This is a genomic window from Acidocella aromatica (assembly GCF_014201825.1).
GTDB lineage: Bacteria > Pseudomonadota > Alphaproteobacteria > Acetobacterales > Acetobacteraceae > Acidocella > Acidocella aromatica.
The window spans coordinates 312382-330196 of sequence record NZ_JACHFJ010000002.1; the positions used below are offsets into that span (position 1 = coordinate 312382).

General features: G+C 63.7%; 18 protein-coding genes and 1 tRNA gene. 6 read left to right on the forward strand and 13 right to left on the reverse strand.

The window, feature by feature from the left end:
- Nucleotides 1-927: an oxidoreductase gene (locus HNP71_RS04070; protein ID WP_183265586.1), complete on the forward strand. Its 927-nt coding sequence runs from the start codon at nt 1-3 to the stop codon at nt 925-927.
- Here the strand turns inward: HNP71_RS04070 and HNP71_RS04075 are convergent.
- Nucleotides 911-1585 carry a squalene/phytoene synthase family protein gene (locus HNP71_RS04075; protein WP_183265587.1) on the reverse strand — a complete coding sequence of 225 codons (675 nt, stop codon included), beginning with the start codon at nt 1583-1585 and terminating at the stop codon, nt 911-913. The two genes, HNP71_RS04070 and HNP71_RS04075, sit on opposite strands and share 17 nt — an antisense overlap.
- A 54-nt stretch (nt 1586-1639) precedes the next feature.
- Here HNP71_RS04075 and HNP71_RS04080 point away from each other — a divergent pair, with 54 nt between their 5' ends.
- The gene (locus HNP71_RS04080; RefSeq protein WP_183265588.1) at nt 1640-2248 is read left to right on the forward strand and encodes a superoxide dismutase; all 609 of its coding nucleotides are present in this window, start codon (nt 1640-1642) and stop codon (nt 2246-2248) included.
- 39 nt (nt 2249-2287) lie between these two features.
- Here HNP71_RS04080 and HNP71_RS04085 read toward each other — a convergent pair whose 3' ends face one another.
- Genes HNP71_RS04085 through HNP71_RS04105 form a run of 5 tightly spaced genes read right to left on the reverse strand, consistent with a single transcriptional unit; the run spans nt 2288 to nt 7039 of the window.
- Complete coding sequence (locus tag HNP71_RS04085) at nt 2288-2761, reverse strand: GNAT family N-acetyltransferase (RefSeq protein WP_183265589.1); 474 nt, start codon at nt 2759-2761, stop codon at nt 2288-2290.
- 29 nt (nt 2762-2790) lie between these two features.
- Nucleotides 2791-4092 carry a type III glutamate--ammonia ligase gene (glnT, locus tag HNP71_RS04090; RefSeq protein ID WP_183265590.1) on the reverse strand — a complete coding sequence of 434 codons (1302 nt, stop codon included), beginning with the start codon at nt 4090-4092 and terminating at the stop codon, nt 2791-2793.
- A gap of 19 nt (nt 4093-4111) precedes the next feature.
- Nucleotides 4112-5449: an FMN-binding glutamate synthase family protein gene (locus HNP71_RS04095; RefSeq protein WP_183265591.1), complete on the reverse strand. Its 1338-nt coding sequence runs from the start codon at nt 5447-5449 to the stop codon at nt 4112-4114.
- Between the two features lies 1 nt (nt 5450).
- Nucleotides 5451-6131: a GltB/FmdC/FwdC-like GXGXG domain-containing protein gene (locus HNP71_RS04100; protein ID WP_343062202.1), complete on the reverse strand. Its 681-nt coding sequence runs from the start codon at nt 6129-6131 to the stop codon at nt 5451-5453.
- A gap of 29 nt (nt 6132-6160) precedes the next feature.
- Nucleotides 6161-7039: a class II glutamine amidotransferase gene (locus HNP71_RS04105; RefSeq protein ID WP_183265592.1), complete on the reverse strand. Its 879-nt coding sequence runs from the start codon at nt 7037-7039 to the stop codon at nt 6161-6163.
- Nucleotides 7040-7198: 159 nt separating this feature from the next.
- Between HNP71_RS04105 and HNP71_RS04110 the strand changes: the two genes are divergently transcribed.
- Both HNP71_RS04110 and HNP71_RS04115 read left to right on the forward strand, forming a co-directional pair.
- Complete coding sequence (locus HNP71_RS04110) at nt 7199-8248, forward strand: alcohol dehydrogenase catalytic domain-containing protein (RefSeq protein WP_183265593.1); 1050 nt, start codon at nt 7199-7201, stop codon at nt 8246-8248.
- Between the two features lie 4 nt (nt 8249-8252).
- Nucleotides 8253-8672, forward strand: coding sequence for a VOC family protein (locus HNP71_RS04115; protein ID WP_343062203.1), 420 nt, complete (start codon nt 8253-8255; stop codon nt 8670-8672).
- A gap of 42 nt (nt 8673-8714) precedes the next feature.
- Here the strand turns inward: HNP71_RS04115 and hpnJ are convergent, their stop codons facing one another.
- From hpnJ to dxs, 4 genes are read right to left on the reverse strand one after another with little or no spacing between them, the layout of a single operon-like run.
- On the reverse strand, nt 8715-10157 hold the full coding sequence (gene hpnJ, locus HNP71_RS04120; protein WP_183265594.1) for a hopanoid biosynthesis associated radical SAM protein HpnJ: 1443 nt from the start codon (nt 10155-10157) through the stop codon (nt 8715-8717).
- Nucleotides 10158-10167: 10 nt separating this feature from the next.
- Nucleotides 10168-11295 carry a bacteriohopanetetrol glucosamine biosynthesis glycosyltransferase HpnI gene (gene hpnI, locus HNP71_RS04125; protein ID WP_183265595.1) on the reverse strand — a complete coding sequence of 376 codons (1128 nt, stop codon included), beginning with the start codon at nt 11293-11295 and terminating at the stop codon, nt 10168-10170.
- A gap of 17 nt (nt 11296-11312) precedes the next feature.
- On the reverse strand, nt 11313-11936 hold the full coding sequence (locus HNP71_RS04130) for an ABC transporter substrate-binding protein (protein WP_183265596.1): 624 nt from the start codon (nt 11934-11936) through the stop codon (nt 11313-11315).
- 44 nt (nt 11937-11980) lie between these two features.
- Nucleotides 11981-13912 carry a 1-deoxy-D-xylulose-5-phosphate synthase gene (dxs, locus tag HNP71_RS04135; protein ID WP_183265597.1) on the reverse strand — a complete coding sequence of 644 codons (1932 nt, stop codon included), beginning with the start codon at nt 13910-13912 and terminating at the stop codon, nt 11981-11983.
- A 285-nt stretch (nt 13913-14197) separates the two neighbouring features.
- Between dxs and ispH the strand changes: the two genes are divergently transcribed.
- Both ispH and hpnH read left to right on the forward strand, forming a co-directional pair.
- Nucleotides 14198-15151 (forward strand): 4-hydroxy-3-methylbut-2-enyl diphosphate reductase, encoded by a 954-nt coding sequence (gene ispH / locus HNP71_RS04140; protein WP_183265598.1) that lies wholly within the window; start codon nt 14198-14200, stop codon nt 15149-15151.
- Nucleotides 15152-15175: 24 nt separating this feature from the next.
- Nucleotides 15176-16330 (forward strand): adenosyl-hopene transferase HpnH, encoded by a 1155-nt coding sequence (gene hpnH / locus HNP71_RS04145; RefSeq protein WP_183265599.1) that lies wholly within the window; start codon nt 15176-15178, stop codon nt 16328-16330.
- 85 nt (nt 16331-16415) lie between these two features.
- Here the strand turns inward: hpnH and HNP71_RS04150 are convergent, their stop codons facing one another.
- The 3 genes from HNP71_RS04150 to HNP71_RS04160 all read right to left on the reverse strand — a co-directional run bounded on the left by HNP71_RS04150 (nt 16416) and on the right by HNP71_RS04160 (nt 17782).
- The gene (locus HNP71_RS04150) at nt 16416-17066 is read right to left on the reverse strand and encodes a nucleoside phosphorylase-I family protein (RefSeq protein WP_183265600.1); all 651 of its coding nucleotides are present in this window, start codon (nt 17064-17066) and stop codon (nt 16416-16418) included.
- A 66-nt stretch (nt 17067-17132) separates the two neighbouring features.
- Nucleotides 17133-17207 (reverse strand) — tRNA-Lys (locus HNP71_RS04155).
- An 86-nt stretch (nt 17208-17293) separates the two neighbouring features.
- Complete coding sequence (locus tag HNP71_RS04160; RefSeq protein WP_246344051.1) at nt 17294-17782, reverse strand: peptidylprolyl isomerase; 489 nt, start codon at nt 17780-17782, stop codon at nt 17294-17296.
- Between the last annotated feature and the right edge of the window lie 33 nt (nt 17783-17815).

Below are 17815 nucleotides of genomic sequence, written 5' to 3' on the forward strand. Positions count from 1 at the left end.
ATGTCGCTCTGGCCCGGTGCGAAACTGCCCAGCCTCACGGGCAAGACGGTTATCGTCACCGGGGCCAATAGCGGCATCGGCTATTACACCGCGCTGGAGCTGGCGCGCGCCGGGGCCGATGTGGTGCTGGCCTGCCGCAGCGCCAAGAAGGGCGAGGCGGCGGCGGCGCTGGTGAATGAAGAAGCACCGGGGCGGGCGAAATTCCTGCGCCTGGACCTCTCCGATTTCACCTCGGTGGAGGACTTCGCCGGGGCATTCAAGGAAACGCATGGCGCGCTTGATATCCTGGTGAACAATGCCGGAGTGATGGCGCCGCATCAGCGGCAGGTCACGGCGCAGGGGTTCGAGCTGCAATTCGGCGTGAATTTTCTCGGACATTTTCTGCTCAACCGCCTGCTGCTGCCAACGCTGTTGGATGCCCCGGCGCCACGCGTGGTGCAGATCGCCTCGGTCGCCCACCGGCAGGGGCGGATCGATTTCGAGGATTTGCAGTACCAGCGGCGCTACCACGCCTGGAATGCGTACCGGCAATCCAAATTGGCCATGCTGATCTTTGCCCAGGAACTGCAAAGGCGCTCGGATACCGGAGGCTGGGGGCTGCTCTCGGTCGCGGCGCATCCGGGCATCGCGGCCACCGAGATTGTGGCCAACGGGCCGGGCAATAAGAGTATGCTCGCCGTACTGATGAATATCGGCAAGGCCTTTGTGGTGCAGCCGGGCCATGCTGGAGCCTGGCCGACGCTGCTCGCGGCGACTGACCCAACCGCCCAACCCGGCGCCTATTACGGGCCGCTGGGGGTCGGTGAATTCCGAGGTCCTCCAGGGCTGGCCAGGGCCAAGCCCAAGGCGCTGGATGCGCAGACCGGGGCGCGGTTGTGGCGGCTGGCCGAGGAGCTGACCGGCGGCAGTTTTACACCCGGCCCGTAAGCGCAGCCATCAGCACCGCCAGACGGTCAGCCAGACCACGCGGGCTGGAAGTGGGGCGCGCAAGGTCGCGCCGGGCGAAGACGGCTGGCAGAGCGGCGGCAAGCGCAATACGCGGCGGCTTGGCGGTGAGCAGGATTTTTGCCTGGGCGGCCAGCGTTTCGTCGGGCGTGCCATCCTCCGGGCGGCGCTGGGTGGCACGCAGCAGACCGGAGATGGCGTAGGCGGTACCAAGGTCCTCAACCGCCTGGGAGTCGGCGCCCAGGAGCTTGCCCGCGATGCGCGCCAACCTGCCCCCCGTGCCGCGGGCATAGGCATAAAAGGCTTCCGAATCCGGCAGGTCCAGCCCGGCCTCGCGCGCCTCGATGAGCGCCAGCAGATCCCCCCGCGCGAACACGCCCGCCTTCAATGCGGCGGAGAGCGGGGTGGCCAGCTCGTGCTTGCGCTCCTCGCCCTCCACCACCTCACGCCACCATTGCAGGCGGATCATGGCCAACAGCGTCTCGGAGGCGACCTCTTGCGCGCGCGCCAGCTCGTGGTTGAAGAGATACAGCAAGGCCAGGGCCTCCCGCTGGTCGGCGGGGGCGAAGAGCGTGCAGAAGAAACGGTCGGGGTCGGCGCGGCGCAGCCGCACGAGGGGGGAGTCGCTTGACGGGGGCATAAACTCTCCATAGCTAATCCGCACCACGACACAAAACATACTGGAGAGTGCCAAATGGCGTTTGAACTGCCTTCCCTCCCCTACTCCGTTAACGCGCTGGCAAATGCCGGCATGTGCCAGGAGACCCTGGAGCTGCACCACGGCAAGCACCACAACGCCTATGTGACGGCGCTGAACGGCCTCGTCGAGAAGAATGCGGCGCTGCAGGGCAAGTCCCTGGAGGAGCTGGTGAAGCTCTCCCACAACAATGCAGAGCTGACCCCGGTGTTCAACAACGCTGGCCAGCACCTGAACCATAGCCAGTTCTGGCTGAGCCTCTCGCCCACCGGCGGCAAGATCCCCGGCAAGCTGGAAGCCAAGATCGTCGAGGATTTCGGCTCCGTGGAGGCCTTCAAGGACGCCTTCAAGACCGCCGGCACCACGCAGTTCGGCTCCGGCTGGGCTTGGCTCGTGCTCTCCCCCGAGGGCAAGCTGAAGGTGACGAAGTCCCCCAACGCCTCCACCCCGCTGGTGACCGGCGAAGGCAAGGTGCTGATGACCTATGACGTGTGGGAGCACGCCTACTACGTGGACTTCCGCAATCGCCGTCCGGACTATATCACCAACTTCCTGGACAAGCTGGCCAACTACGAATACGCCGAAGCCAACCTGCTCTCGGCCTGAGACAAAAGAAAAACCCCCTGGTTCCGCCAGGGGGTTTTTTTATAGCCTGCGCTCGTAGTAGCGCACCGTTTTGCCGTTGGGCAGCACGGCGCCGCCGATTTCCGTAAACCAGAATTTGGCGTGGAACGCCTCCGAGCCCGGATTGGGCGGATCGGCGTTGATTTCGCAGGTGATGCGCTCATGCCCTGCCGCGCGGGCGGCGGCGAAGAGGGCGTTGTAAAGCGCTGCGGCGTGCCCCCTGCCCCGCGCGGCTCCTGCCGTCACCACGCGGTCCACATAGACGAAGCGCGAAAAGCGCTGGCGGAACCAAAGGAAATTCTCAGAGTCGTAATCGGCGTCTTGGTCAAAGGCGATAATGAACGCCTCCGCGCCGATATGCGCGGCGAAGAAGGCGTTGTCCACGAGATGGGCGAAGCGCGCTTCATCGGCAAAAGAAAGCTCCCGCGCGTGCTCGTTATTGAGATCGCGCAGGAGCGGTAATTGCGATGTGTTGAGAGAGAGCGGCGTGAGCATGGCGGCTCACGTCGCATCTCGTGTGTGATTTAGCAATCCAGAGTGGCTTTGCGCTCCCAGTCGGTGAGATGGGCAGCGTATTCGTTCCACTCGCCGTGCTTCAGCTTGGCGTAGGATTTCACGAAGCTTTCGCCGAGCGAGGCCTTCAGCGTGTCGTTGGCCTCGAAGGCGCGCAGGGCGTCCAGCAGGTTCAGCGGCAGGCGCTTGGCGTCGGTCACCTTGTGGCCTTCGGTATACATGTTGATGTCCAGGCGCTTGCCGGGATCGATCTTGTTCTTGATGCCGTCCAGACCGGCGGCGAGAATGCCCGCTTGCAGTAGATACGGGTTCACCGCGCCGTCGGCGAGGCGCATCTCGAAGCGGCCCGGCTCGGGGATGCGCACCATGTGGGTGCGGTTATTGCCCGAATAGGTCACGGTGTTCGGGGCCCAGGTGGCGCCCGAGGTGGTGCGCGGCGCGTTGATACGCTTGTAACTGTTCACGGTGGGGTTCAGCACGGCGGCCAGGGCGTCGGCATGCTTGATGGTGCCGCCGATGAAGTGATAGCCGAGCTGGGAGACGCCGAGTTCCCCGGCCTCGTCCTCGAACAGGTTTGTCTCGCCATTCCACAGCGACACATGCGAGTGGCAACCCGAGCCAGTGAGCCCCAGGAAGGGCTTGGGCATGAAGGTGGCGCGCAGGCCGTGCTTCTCGGCGATGGACTTGGCCATGAACTTGAAGAACACATGGCGGTCGGCGGTCAGCAGCGCGTCGTCGTAGTGCCAGTTCATCTCGAACTGGCCGTTCGCGTCCTCGTGGTCGTTCTGGTACGGGTTCCAGCCGAGGTCGAGCATCGCGTCGCAAAGCTCGGTGATGACATCGTAGCGGCGCATCAGCGCCCCGGCGTCGTAACAAGGCTTGGAGCCGGTATCCAGCTCATCGGCGATGGCGGTGCCGTCGGCGTTGGTGAGGAAGAACTCGCATTCCACGCCGCTCTTCATTTGCAGGCCAAGCTCGGCGGCCTGGGCCATTACGTTCTTGAGGACGACGCGCGGGCCCTGGGCGACGGGCTTGCCCGCCATCCAGATGTCGGAGGCGAGCCAGCCCACATCCTTCTTCCACGGCAGCACCGTCAGGGTTTCGGGGTCGGGGATGGCGAACATGTCCGGGTCCGCCGGGGAGAGATCGAGCCAAGTCGCAAACCCCGCGAAGCCCGCACCGTTTTTCTGCATCCCCGCGATGGCGGAGGCCGGAACCAGCTTGGCGCGCTGGCTGCCGAAAAGGTCCGTGTAGGAAATCAGGAAGTATTTTAGTCCCAGTTCTTTCGCCTTTTCGGCCAGCACAGTCGCCATGGTTTTATTCAGCCCCTTATTAGAAGTTCTTGCCCGGGATCCAGCTGGTGCCCGCCAGCGGCACTTGCGCCATGGCGGCCGCCTCGATGGTCAGCGCCACCAGATCTTCCGGTTCGAGATTGTGCAGATGGCTCTTGCCGCAGGCACGAGCCAGGGTCTGCGCCTCCAGCGTCAGCACGCTGAGGTAGTTGGCCAAGCGTCGCCCGGCCTTCACCGGATCGAGCCTCGCGGCCAGCGCCGGGTCCTGCGTGGTGATGCCGGCGGGGTCCTTGCCCTCGTGCCAGTCGTCATACGCGCCGGCGGTGGTGCCAAGCTTGCGGTACTCGTCCTCGAACTCGGGCGAGTTATCGCCCAGCGCGATGAGGGCGGCGGTGCCGATGGCGACCGCGTCAGCGCCCAGGGCCATGGCCTTGGCAACGTCCGCGCCATTGCGGATGCCGCCGGAGACGATGAGCTGAACCTTGCGGTGCAGGCCGAGATCCTGCAGCGCCTGCACGGCGGGGCGGATGGCGGCGAGGATGGGGATGCCCACATGCTCGATGAAGACTTCCTGCGTGGCGGCGGTGCCGCCCTGCATGCCGTCCAGCACCACCACGTCGGCCCCGGCCTTCACCGCCAGGGCGGTGTCGTAATAGGGGCGGGTCGCACCGACCTTCACGTAGATCGGCTTCTCCCAGTTGGTCAGCTCGCGCAGCTCGAGGATCTTGATCTCGAGATCGTCCGGGCCGGTCCAGTCCGGGTGGCGGCAGGCGGAGCGCTGGTCGATGCCTTTCGGCAGGTTGCGCATCTGGGCCACGCGGTCGGAGATCTTCTGCCCCAGCAGCATGCCGCCGCCGCCGGGCTTCGCACCCTGGCCGATCACCACCTCGATGGCGTCCGCCTTGCGCAGATCGGCGAGGTTCATGCCGTAGCGGGACGGCAGGTACTGGTACACCAGCGTCTGGGAGTGGCCGCGCTCCTCGGGGGTCATGCCGCCATCGCCCGTGGTGGTGGAGGTGCCGACGGCGGTGGCGCCGCGGCCCAGGGCCTCCTTGGCGTTGCCGGAGAGCGCGCCGAAGGACATGCCCGCGATGGTCACCGGGGTCTTCAGATGGATCGGCTTCTTGGCGAAGCGGGTGCCGAGCACGACATCGGTGCCGCATTTCTCGCGGTAGCCTTCCAGCGGGTAGCGGGAGACGGAGGCGCCGAGGAACACGAGGTCGTCGAAATGCGGCAGCTTGCGCTTGGTGCCGCCGCCACGGATGTCATAGATGCCGGTGGCGGCCGCGCGCTCGATCTCGGAGATGGTGTACGGATCGAAGGTCGCGGAGTAGCGCGGCTTGGTCTGCGGGATATGCGGGAGGTGCGTCTCGTTCATTTTAGTAGGCCCCGGCATTGTCGACATGGAAGTTGTAGAGCTTGCGGGCCGAGCCGTAGCGGGTGAATTCTTCCGGCTTGGCATCGACGCCCGCCTTGGCGAGCAGGTCCACCAGGATCGTCTTGTCCTCGGCGGACATTTCCTTGACCTCGCAATCCGCGCCCAGGCTCTTGACGCTGCCCTTCACGAAAAGCCGCGCCTCGTAGAGGGAGTCGCCCAGCGCCTCGCCGGCATCGCCGCAGATCACCAGATTGCCGCTCTGCGCCATGAACGCGCTCATATGGCCGACATTGCCCTTCACCACGATGTTCACGCCCTTCATGGAGATGCCGCAGCGGGCGGAGGCGTTGCCATCGACGATGAGCAGGCCGCCATGCGCGGTGGCCCCCGCGGACTGGCTGACATCGCCCTTCACATGCACGAGGCCGGACATCATGTTCTCGGCGACACCGGTGCCGGCGCTGCCATTGACGATGACGGTCGCGCCGTCATTCATCCCGGCGCAGTAATAACCGGCATGGCCTTCGATGGTGACGGTCACCGGGGCGGTGAGGCCCACCGCGATGGCGTGGCCGCCACGGGGGTTGAGCACGCTCCAGGCGGTCTGGTTGGTGGTGGAGTCCAGCCCTTGCAGGGTGGCGTTGAGCTCGCGCAGCGGGGCCGCGCCGAGATCGAAACTCACAGTGTGTTCCATGGTTTTTTGTGCGGCGCTCACGCGGCGCGCTCCCAGAAATAGACTTTGGCGGGTTCGGGTTCGAAGATATGCGCGTTCTCGATGCCCGGCAGATCGGCCAGGGCGCGGTATTCCGAGCCGAAGGCCACGTAATCGGCGGTTTCGGCCATCACGGCGGGCTTGCAGGCCACGGGGTCGCGCAGCACGCCAAAGCCGGTCTCGGTGCCGACGACGAAGGTGTAGAAGCCATCGAGGTTTTCCAGCGCCGCGTGCAGCGCCTCGTCGAGCTTCTTGCCCTCGCGCAGCTGGTAGGCGACGAAGCCGGCAGCCACTTCCGTGTCGTTCTGGGTGTCGAACTTGATACCCTCGCGCGCCAGGACGCGGCGCACAGCATTATGATTGGAAAGCGAGCCGTTATGCACGAGGCACTGATCGGTGCCAGTTGAGAACGGATGTGCGCCTTGCGTCGTCACCGCCGATTCAGTCGCCATGCGGGTATGGCCGATGGCGTGGCTGCCAGACATCTTGTGCAGGCCGAAGCGCTTGGACACATCGTCCGGCAGGCCGACGCCCTTGAACAGCTCCATGCGCGCACCGGTGGAGACAATGGAAATCTCGGGATGACGAGCCAGAACCTCGCGGATCTCGGCCTCGCGCTCGGCGGGGAAGGAGATTACGGCGTGATCGTCATGCTCTGTGCAGCTCAGATCGAACTTCGCCGGCAGAGCAAAGAAGTCAAAACCCGCAGATGCACGCAGGGTGAATTTAAGATGCCCCGGGTTTCCCGCACCGTAGATTGCGAAACCAGCAGAGTCCGGGCCGCGATCTGTCAACACCGAAAGCATGCCGGCGGTAAGGCGGCCAAGTTCCGTCTCCAGGGAATGATTTTTCAGGAATAGTCCGGCAATGCCACACATTGTCTGTGTAAACTCCTTTAAACTTGAGTTGATGTTACCTGCGCCCAGTAGACCCGTCAACCATGAAGAATAAAGTATTCCTAAAAAGAAATATGCTGCGGTGCGGTTGAAATACCCGGCTATGGGCCGATATCCGCCTCGACACTCAAGGAGACGCACGTGCTGACATGTACCGGCTTTGCCGCCCCCGATGCTCAATCCCCCCTCGCCCCGCTCAATTTCACCCGCCGCGATGTCGGGCTGAGCGATGTGGAAATCGAGATTCTTTATTGCGGTGTGTGCCATTCGGATTTGCATTTCGTCCGTAATGAATGGGGCAATGGCACCTACCCCGCCGTGCCTGGGCACGAGATTGTGGGCCGGGTGAAGAGCGTTGGCGCGCAGGTGACTAAATATAAGGTGGGCGAGCTCGTCGGCGTGGGCTGTCTCGTCGATTCGTGCCGCACCTGCCCCTCCTGCCAGGAAGGGCTTGAGCAGTATTGCGAACCCGGCTTCACCGGCACCTATGGCGGCGTGGAGAAGCAGACCGGCGAGCCGACCAAGGGCGGCTATGCCGACAAGATCGTGGTGGACCAGGATTTCGTGCTGCGAATCCCCGAAAACCTGGACCCGGCCGCCGCCGCACCTTTGCTGTGCGCGGGCATCACCACCTACTCACCGCTGCGCCATTGGGGAGCCGGACCCGGCAAGAAGGTAGGCATCATCGGGCTGGGCGGACTCGGGCATATGGGCGTGAAGCTCTCCCATGCGCTGGGGGCCGAGACGATTCTCTTCACCACCTCGGCCAGCAAGGTGAATGACGGCAAGGCGCTGGGGGCAGATGATGTCGTGCTGTCCAAGGATGCGGAGCAGATGGCGAAGCACGCCAACAGCTTCGACCTGATTATCGACACCGTGGCCGCCGCGCATGACCTGACGCCTTATTTCGGGCTGCTCAAGCGCGAAGGCACCATGGTGCAGGTCGGCGCACCGGATAAGCCGATGCCCATCAACGTGTTCCCCCTGCTGTTCAAGCGGCTGAACTTTTCCGGCTCGCTGATCGGCGGCATCAAGGAGACGCAGGAGATGCTGGATTTCTGCGGGCAGCATAACATCACCTCGGAAGTCGAGATCATCCCGATCCAGTACATCAACGAAGCCTATGAGCGGATGCTGAAGAGCGACGTGAAGTACCGCTTCTGTATCGACATGGCCTCGCTGCAAGGCTGAGGCCGTGGCTACGCCCCTCCTCACCCATATTCTGGAAACGTCGCTCTACGTGGCGGAGCTGGACCGGGCGGAGGGATTCTACCGGCAGGTCTTTGGGTTCGAGCCCCTTTACCGCGATCACCGCATGGTGGCGCTGCGCGTACCGGCGCAAGGCGTGCTGCTGCTGTTCCTGCATGGTACCACGGATGCGGGCGGCGATACGCCCGGCGGTCATGTGCCTGCCCATGGCAGCTCGGGCTGCCAGCATCTGTGCTTCGCCATTCCCAAAGCGGCGCTGGAGGGCTGGGAGGCGCATCTGGCCACGCTCGGCATAGCAGTGGAAAGCCGGGTGACCTGGAAGCTGGGCGGCGTCAGCCTGTATCTGCGCGACCCCGACGGCCATTCGGTGGAACTGGCCACGCCAGGGCTCTGGGCGAACTACTAGGCCGAAAAAAAGCCCCGGTTTTCACCGGGGCTTTTTGTTTGTTCAGGCGACCGCCTTAGTGGCGTGGCGTTCCTTGAGGAACGCCTTGAACTCCAGGCCCTCGCGCAGGCGGCGCACCAGCATCTGCGGCGAGAGCGCCATCTCTTTAAGAATGGAGAGAATCTTCGAGGGGCGGAAGTAGAACTGACGGTAGATCTCCTCCACCGCGTCGAAAATCTCCTGGTGGGAGAGATGCGGGTAGTGCAGCGGGGCGATCTGCACGCCATGCTCGTCGATCAGCTCGGCATGCTCCACGTCCAGCCAGCCTTCCTTCACCGCCTGGTTGTACAGGAAGGTGCCGGGATACGGAGCAGCCAGCGACACCTGAATGGTGTGCGGGTTGATCTCCTTGGCGAAGGCGATGGTCTCCTTCAGCGTCTCGCGAGTCTCGCCCGGCAGGCCGACGATGAAGGTGCCGTGGATCATGATCCCCAGCTTATGGCAGTCGGCGGTGAACTTCTTCGCCACCTCGATGCGCATGCCCTTCTTGATGTTGTGCAGGATCTGCTGGTTGCCGGACTCGTAGCCCACCAGCAGCAGGCGCAGGCCGTTAGCCTTCAACACCTTCAGCGTCTCGTAGGGCACGTTGGCCTTGGCGTTGCAGGACCAGGTGACGCCGAGCTTGCCGAGCTCCTTGGCGATGGCCTCGGCGCGGGGCAGATCGTCGGTGAAGGTGTCGTCGTCAAACATGAACTCCTTCACCTGCGGGAAGAGTTCCTTGGCGCGCTTGATTTCGGCGATCACGTTCTCCACCGAGCGGGTACGGTACTTGTGCCCACCCACCGTTTGCGGCCACAGGCAGAAGGTGCAGTGCGACTTGCAGCCGCGGCCGGTGTAAACCGAGATGTACGGATGCTTGAGGTAACCGATGAAGTAATCCTCGATGCGCAGATGCTTCTTGTAGACGTCCACCACGAAGGGCAGCTCGTCCATGTTCATCAGCAGCGGGCGGTCTTCGTTCTTGATGATCTCGCCGGTGGTGTCGCGCCACCAGATGCCCTTCACGTCGCGCAGGGAGGCGCCTTCGGCGATTTCCTTAATCGTGAAGTCGAACTCATTGCCGCAGACGAAATCCAGCACCTTGGCGCGCTCGAGCGACTCGACGGGCTGCACGGCCACCTTAGCGCCGATGAAGCCGATCAGCAGATTCGGGTTCAGCTTCTTGAACTCTTCCGCCACCTTCACATCGTTGCCGAAGGAGGGGGTGGAGGTGTGGATGATCAGCAGATCATGCGTCTTGGCGTGCGGCAGCACGTCCGCCATGGTCAGCTTGGCGGGCGGGGCGTCGATCAGCGTCGAATCCGGCAGCAGCGCTGCGGGCTGGGCCAGCCAAGTGGGGAACCAGAAGGATTTGATCTCGCGGCGCGCCTGATAGCGAGAGCCGGCGCCGCCATCGAAACCGTCGAAGGAGGGAGGTTGCAGGAACAGTGTTTTCAGTTTCGTCATCTCTTCTCTCTCAGCGGTGCGCCACTTTGCCGGCATCGGCGTGCATCACCTGACCACGCCAGTCGACCTGGCTGCCAGTGAAGCTGGCGACATAAATGATGGTGGAATAGAGTTCGCGCAACAGTAAAAGCCACGCGGCGCCGGATTTCGGCAGGCGCAGCGCCGCGTCTATTTTGCGCGAGGCGGCATAGCGGGCGGTTAGAATCAGTGCGAACAGCGCCCAGGACCAGAGCGCCCCGCCGGCGAAGAGCACGGTTAGCGCAGCCCAGAGCAGCGATAATTGCAGGATGGACGCCGCATAAGGCAGTGGCACCAGCGCCCGGATGGTACGCGCCCAGCGCAGCTCGTGCCGGAGCAACGAGTTGAAATCATCTTCCGGCACGGTGGTGGCCGGGATCACCTGGGCGAGCCCCAGCTTGTAGCCACGGGCCAGCACAAGGCGGCCGAGCACCTGATCGTCGGCAAGGTTATTGGCCACCGCCTCCAGCCCGCCGATCTCGGCGAGCACGGTCTTGGTAAGGGCCATGGTCACGCCCAGACAATCCTGCCGCCCAAGCTTACGGGCCAGCAGCGCGCCAGGGAGGAAGGTATAGTTGATCTGGCAGGCACCAAGCAGCGAAGCCAGAGCGGACGTGCCCGGCAGGCCGGTATAGAGCGTGGTGACCAGCCCGACATTGGGCTTCGCCATTTCCGCCACCACGCGATCCAGAAAATAGACCGGCACGTGGATATCGGCATCCGAGATCACCAGCACCTCGTGCTTGGCTTCGGGCAGCATGTTAATGAGGTTGGAGACCTTGCGGTTGCTGCCGTGCAGGGCGGCGTCCACGACCACCGCCACGTCCCGCTCGGGATAGCGCGCGCGCAAGCGGGCGAGCACGTCCCGCACCGGGTCAGTCTCGTTCTGCACCCCAAACACGAGCTGGTAGTCCGGGTAGTCGATCAGGAAGAAGGACTCCAGCGCCAGCTCGGTCAGAGGGTCCACGCCGCAGAGCGGCTTGAGCACCGAGACAGCCGGGCGCGAAGCGGGCACGGATGCCGGGGCCGTGGCCAGACGCTCGATCAGCCGCGTGCCGATGAACTGCTGTGCCACGCCCACAAAGGCGCACAGGCTGGTGAAGACAGACAGGATTTGCACGCTGAAACCGGCTGGCCTTACTTCGACGCTGCCAGGGATTGAAGCGCGGCGATCTTGCCCTTGAGCGCCTCGATCAGCTTCGAGGCGTCGCCGGAACTGACCAGCGAGGCGAAGTCGGAGGCATGGACCGCGACTTGGCTGATCGTGCCGTTGAGCAGCACATCCGTGATCTGCCAGCCGGCGGGACCGTTCTCCATCACGTAATCCAGCTCGACCGCATCGCCGCCATCGCCGGGAAGGAGTTGGGTCTCGACGATCTTCTTCGCGCCGAGTGCCTTCTCATCCGGTAGCACCTTGAAGCTCTGCCCGCCATAATCCTTGAACTGGGCGACGTAGCTGTAGATGGTGAACTGCTCGAAGAGCTGGTTCAGCTCCTGCTGCTGGGAAGCCGGGAGGGTGGACCACAGGAAGCCGACCGAGTTCTTGGCCACTTCCGGCAGGTTATAGGTCTGGCGGACCACCGGGGCCAGCGCATCGTAACGGGACTGCACGTCCTTGCCGGCGGAGGCCGCCTTCATGGTCGCGAGCAACCCGTTATCCAGCGCCACGGCGGGCGCTGCCTCCGGTGTGGTGGCGGCAAAGGCCGCCGACCCCATGCACACGGCCAGAGCCAGCAACGAAGCCTTGAGAGACGATTTCATGTGACCCTCGTTCAAAGATGGTTGAATGTGACCCTTATAAAGGGTCACTGTGCCGGAATTGCGATGGCGTCGTGCAAAGTTTCGCCACCAAGCGCCAGCAGGGCGTGGGTCACGATATGTGTGGCGGTCAGCCCGGCGTCGATAAGCTGCGCCACGGGGGTGTTGTGGTCGATCAGCCGGTCCGGCAGGGTCATCGGACGGAACTTCAGCCCCTTATCGAAGGCGCTGGTCCAGGCCAGATGATGCGCCACGGCGGCGCCGAAGCCACCAGCCGCGCCGTCCTCGATTGTGATCAGCACCTCGTGATGGCGGGCGAGCTGGTCGAGCAGCGCGGTGTCCAGCGGCTTCATGAAACGGGCATCGGCCACGGTGCAGGGATAGCCGCGGGCCGCCAGCTCATCGGCGGCGGTCAGCGCATCGGCCAGACGCGGGCCCAGTGCCAGGATGGCGACCTTGCCGCCCTCGCGCAGGATGCGGCCCTTGCCGATCTCCCACACCGTGCCGCGCGTCGGCAGCTCCACGCCCACGCCCTCGCCACGCGGGTAGCGGAAGGCGGAGGGCCGGTCGTCGATGGCGGCGGCGGTGGCCACGGCGTGCATCAGCTCGGCCTCATCCGACGGGGCCATGATGACCATGTTGGGCATCGGGCCGAGGAAGCAGAGGTCATAGGCACCGGCATGGGTCGCGCCGTCGGCACCGACCAGACCGGCACGGTCCATGGCAAAGCGGACCGGCAGGTTCTGCAGCACCACGTCATGCACCAGCTGGTCGTAACCGCGCTGCAGGAAGGTGGAGTAGATGGCGCAGAACGGGGCCAGCCCTTCGGTCGCCATACCGGCGGCAAAGGTCACGGCGTGCTGCTCGGCGATACCGACATCGAACATGCGATTCGGGAATTGCTTCTCGAACTTGTCGAGCCCCGTACCAGGAGACATGGCGGCGGTGACCGCCACAATGTTTGGGTTCGCCTCCGCCTCGGCGATCAGCGCCTTGGCAAACACGTTGGTATAGGTCGGCGGGCCGGGCGGGGCCTTCTTTTGCTCGCCGGTAACGACGTTGAACTTCTGCACCCCATGGTACTTGTCAGCCGCAGCCTCGGCTGGAGCGTAGCCCTTGCCCTTCTGGGTGACGACATGCAGCAGCACAGGTTCGGCGGTGTCCGAGTCGCGCAGGTTGCGCAGAACGGGCAGCAGATGCTCAAGGTTGTGGCCGTCGATGGGGCCGACATAATAGAAGCCCAGTTCCTCGAACAGCGTGCCGCCAGTGAGGATGCCGCGGGCATATTCCTCGGCGCGGCGGGCGGTGCGCTCCAGCTGGCGGGGGAAGCGCTTGGCCATCTTGGCCGCGAAATCCCGCAGGCTGAGGAAGCTGCGCGAGGAGATCAGCTTGGAGAGATACGCGCTCATCGCGCCCACGGGCGGGGCGATGGACATGTCGTTATCGTTGAGGATGACGATCAGGCGGGACTTCATCGCGCCCGCGTTGTTCATCGCCTCGTAGGCCATGCCGGCGGACATCGAGCCATCGCCGATCACGGCGATAACGTTGCGCGCCGGGTCCTCGTGCTTCAGCTCACTAGCCACGGCCATGCCGAGCCCGGCCGAGATGGAAGTGGAGGAATGGGCGGCTCCGAACGGGTCGTACTCGCTCTCAGAACGGCGGGTGAAGCCCGAGAGCCCGCCCGGTTGGCGCAGGGTGCGGATGCGGTCGCGCCGACCAGTGAGGATCTTGTGCGGGTAGCACTGGTGGCCGACGTCCCAGATCAGCCGGTCGCGCGGGGTGTCGAAAACCGCGTGGATGGCGACCGTCAGCTCGACCACGCCGAGCGAGGAGCCGAGATGGCCGCCGGTGGTGGAGACTGTGTCGATGGTCTCGGCACGCAGCTCATCGGCCAGCTGCTTCAGCTGGTCGGCAGAGAAATTACGCAGGTCGGCGGGAATCTTAACCCTGTCGAGAAGCGGTGTCCGCGGCGGCATCAGTGAGTTCCCCCAGTAAGCCGCGCCTCTTGTATCCGCATTATGGTTTCGTCCTTCGCTCTAACCTAATATCCCAGACTGCCTTTTCAGGCGGAGCGTCTGTTACTCCGAAATTTTCGGAGACATAAGGGCCCCCGGGCAGAAAAGCCAGCCATGCACCCCTGCGTAAACCGCCGAGTATGAAAGTTCTTCTTAATCCCAACCTTGCGGATTATGGAAGCAATGACCTATTGCAGGGCATGATAAAGCCACGCGGCGTGACCAACAGGCAACAGGACGGACGATATGGACGGTTCACAGACCACTAAGACGATACGAGTGATCCTCGCCCAGCCCCGCGGTTTCTGCGCCGGCGTGGAACGGGCGATCGACATTGTGGAGCGCGCCCTGACCAAGTTTGGCCCGCCCATCTATGTACGCCATGAAATTGTGCATAACCGCCATGTGGTGGAAGATCTGCGCGCCCGTGGCGCCGTGTTCGTGGACGAGCTGGACGAGGTGCCGGAAGGCGCCTGGACCGTGTTCTCGGCCCATGGCGTGGCCCGCAAGGTCGTCCAGGCCGCGGCTGACCGCTCCTTGCCGGTGATCGACGCCACCTGCCCGCTGGTCGCCAAGGTACACGCCGAGGGCCGCCGCTACGCCTCCCAGGACCGGGAACTCGTGCTGATCGGGCATGCCGGACATGCGGAGGTTGAGGGGACGATCGGCCAAATCGACGGCACCGTGTATCTCGTCCAGACGGTCGAGGATGCCGAGACGCTGGAGGTGAAGGACCCGGAAAAGCTGGCCTACATCACCCAGACCACCCTCTCGGTGGACGATACGCGCGGTATTATCGCGGCGCTCAAGACCCGCTTTCCCCACATCACCGGCCCGGATGTGAAGGATATCTGCTACGCCACCCAGAACCGCCAGGAGGCGGTGCACCATCTGGCCGAGCTGGTGGACATCATCCTCGTGGTGGGCAGCAAGAATTCCTCCAATTCCAACCGCCTGCGCGAGATCGGCGCCGAGCTGGGCCACCCCGCCTATCTCATCGACGACGCCTCCGCCCTGCAGCCCGAATGGTTCAGCGGCGTGACCACCGTGGGCCTGACCGCCGGCGCCTCCGCCCCGGAAGTGCTGGTGCAGGGCGTGATCGAGGGGCTGAAGCGCTTCGGCAACGTGAAAGTGGAGTTGCTGGCGGGCACGCCGGAAGACGTTAAATTCAAACTGCCGGCCGAAGTGGCCAGCCTATAAAATTAAGGACGGGGCTGTATTAATATGGGTGTACCGTTGAACCAGGCGCTCCGTGTGGGCGCCTATGTCCTCAAGCAGCATCTCTCGGGCAATAAGCGTTACCCGCTGGTGCTGATGCTGGAGCCGCTGTTCCGCTGCAACCTAGCCTGCCAGGGCTGCGGCAAGATCGACTATCCCAATGAGATCCTGAACCAGCGCATCTCGGTCGAGGACGCGATCAAGGCCGCTGAGGAATGCCCGGCGCCGATCATCGCCATCGCCGGTGGCGAGCCGCTGCTGCACAAGGAGATGCCGCAGATCGTGGACGCCTATCTGAAGATGGGCAAGTTCGTGATTCTGTGCACCAACGCGCTGCTACTGGAAAAGAAGATCGACCAGTACAAGCCGCACAAGAATTTCTGCTGGGACATCCACCTGGACGGCGACAAGGAGATGCACGACCGCGCCGTGGACCAGGAAGGCGTGTATGAGCGCGCCGTGGCCGCCATCAAGCTCTCCAAGTCCAAGGGCTTCCGCACCAGCATCAACTGCACGCTGTTCGACGGCGCCGACCCGGACCGCGTGGCCGCGTTCTTCGATTCGGTGGCCGATCTCGACATCGAGGGCGTGATGACCTCTCCCGGCTACGCCTATGAGCGCGCACCGGACCAGCAGCACTTCCTCAACCGCACCCGCACCAAGGAGCTGTTCCGCGCCATCTTCCACCGCGGCAAGGAGAGCGCGAAGCGCGGCAAGAAGTGGAAGTTCACGCAGAGCCCGCTGTTCCTGGACTTCCTGGCCGGTAACCAGACCTATGCCTGCACGCCCTGGGGCAACCCCACGCGCAACGTGTTCGGCTGGCAGCGCCCTTGCTACCTGCTCGGCGAAGGTTACGCCAAGAGCTTCAAGGAGCTGATGGAGACCACCGACTGGGATAAGTACGGTGTCGGCAATTATGAAAAATGCGCCGACTGCATGGTGCATTCGGGTTTCGAGGCCACCGCCGTGATGGATTCGGTGAAGCATCCCTGGAAGATCGCCCAGGTGGCGCTCCGCGGGATTAAGACCGAGGGCGCCATGGCCAAGGACATCCCGCTGGATAAAGCCCGCAAGGCGGATTTCAACGTGTTCTCCCGCCATGTCGAGACCAAGATGGCTGAGATCCAGGCGAAGAAAAACGCAGCCCTGCCGGCTGAGTAATGAAAAAGGGGGCTAACGCCCCCTTTTTTGCGGAAATTTTTGGTGCAGTTTTTTCAAAAAGCTATCAAAGAAACTTTTAGACCTTTTAAAACGTGCGGGGCGGCAGCGTCTTTACCCGGGCGATCAGGGCCGCGCGGGCGGCCTTGGCATCGCGCCCCAAGGCAATCAGCCCCGGAACCTGTTTGGGCTGCTTCAGTACGGACAGCAGCACCTTAACCAGATCCACGCTGCCATTATCCTTCAGCGCCACCATGGCGGCGGGCGGCAGGTCCAGCTCGGCCGGGTCGGTTACTGCACGCAGTACCGCAAAGGGCAACCCCTTCTCGGCCGCGACTCGACCGACAGCGCCCGATTCGAGGTCGATGGCCGCCGGATGGCTGCGGCGGTACAGCAACGCCTTGTCATGCGCCGTGGCGGCGATCTTCTGCCCCGCCAGTATGGACGTGCCGGTGGAGCCGCCCAGGAACTCCATGAGCGCAAAATCGCAGATATAGGTCCTGGTACCCTCGATGACCGCTGGAGGAACAAGGATACTGCCCGGGCTGAGGCCTGGCTTCAGCCCACCAGCCAGCCCAAAGCTTACAAGCCCCTGGGCCCCTTCCCTCGCCAGCGCCTGCGCCGCGCGCTCGGCACCCAAAGGCGTACCGCCGCCAGCCTGGACCATGAAGCCCGCCTCGCGCAGCCAGCGCGCCTCTGCGGTCAGACCCGTGATAATGCCGATTTTGCCCCGCTCCATGCCATAGACATAGCACTTTCCGCAGGCTGTGCGAACATAGGGAAAATCACGGTGAGGTTGAAAGCTTGGTGAGCCCGGTGGGGGTCGAACCCACGGCCGTCCGATTAAAAGTCGGATGCTCTACCACTGAGCTACAGGCTCGGAAGCGTTTAAAAAGGGTGCCGCGAGGACACCCTTGTGGTGGGGGCAAGAACCATTTTTCTCCCCCCAAAGTCAAGCCTAGCGGATTAAACAACCACCATCTTGATGATGGAATCCGGATCCTGGACCTGGCCGTTCGAGCCGGTGCCCTTCTTAATCTGCTGCACGGCGTCGATCCCGGCGGTCACCTGGCCGACGATGGTGTACTGGCCATCGAGGAAGGTGGACGGGGCGAAGCAGATGAAGAACTGCGAGTTGGCCGAGTCGGGGTCCGATGTACGGGCCATGCCCACCGTGCCGGTGAGGAAGCTGGCATCCTGCGTGAACTCGGCGGGCAGGTTGGGGAGCTTGGAGCCGCCCATGCCGGTGTTGGTCGGGTCGCCGGTCTGCGCCATGAAGCCTGCGATGACGCGGAAGAACTTGCAGCCATCGTAGAAGCCCTGACCCGCGAGAGTACGCAGGCGCTCGGAGGCCTGGGGAGCCAGATCCGGGCGGAGCTGAATCGTGACGTCGCCGTATTTCAGCGTCATCTTCAGCGTGTTGGAGACGGGGGTGTCGGCTTGCGCTTCGCTCATGGAAACTCCGGTTGAAAGAGGAATTGCGGCTGC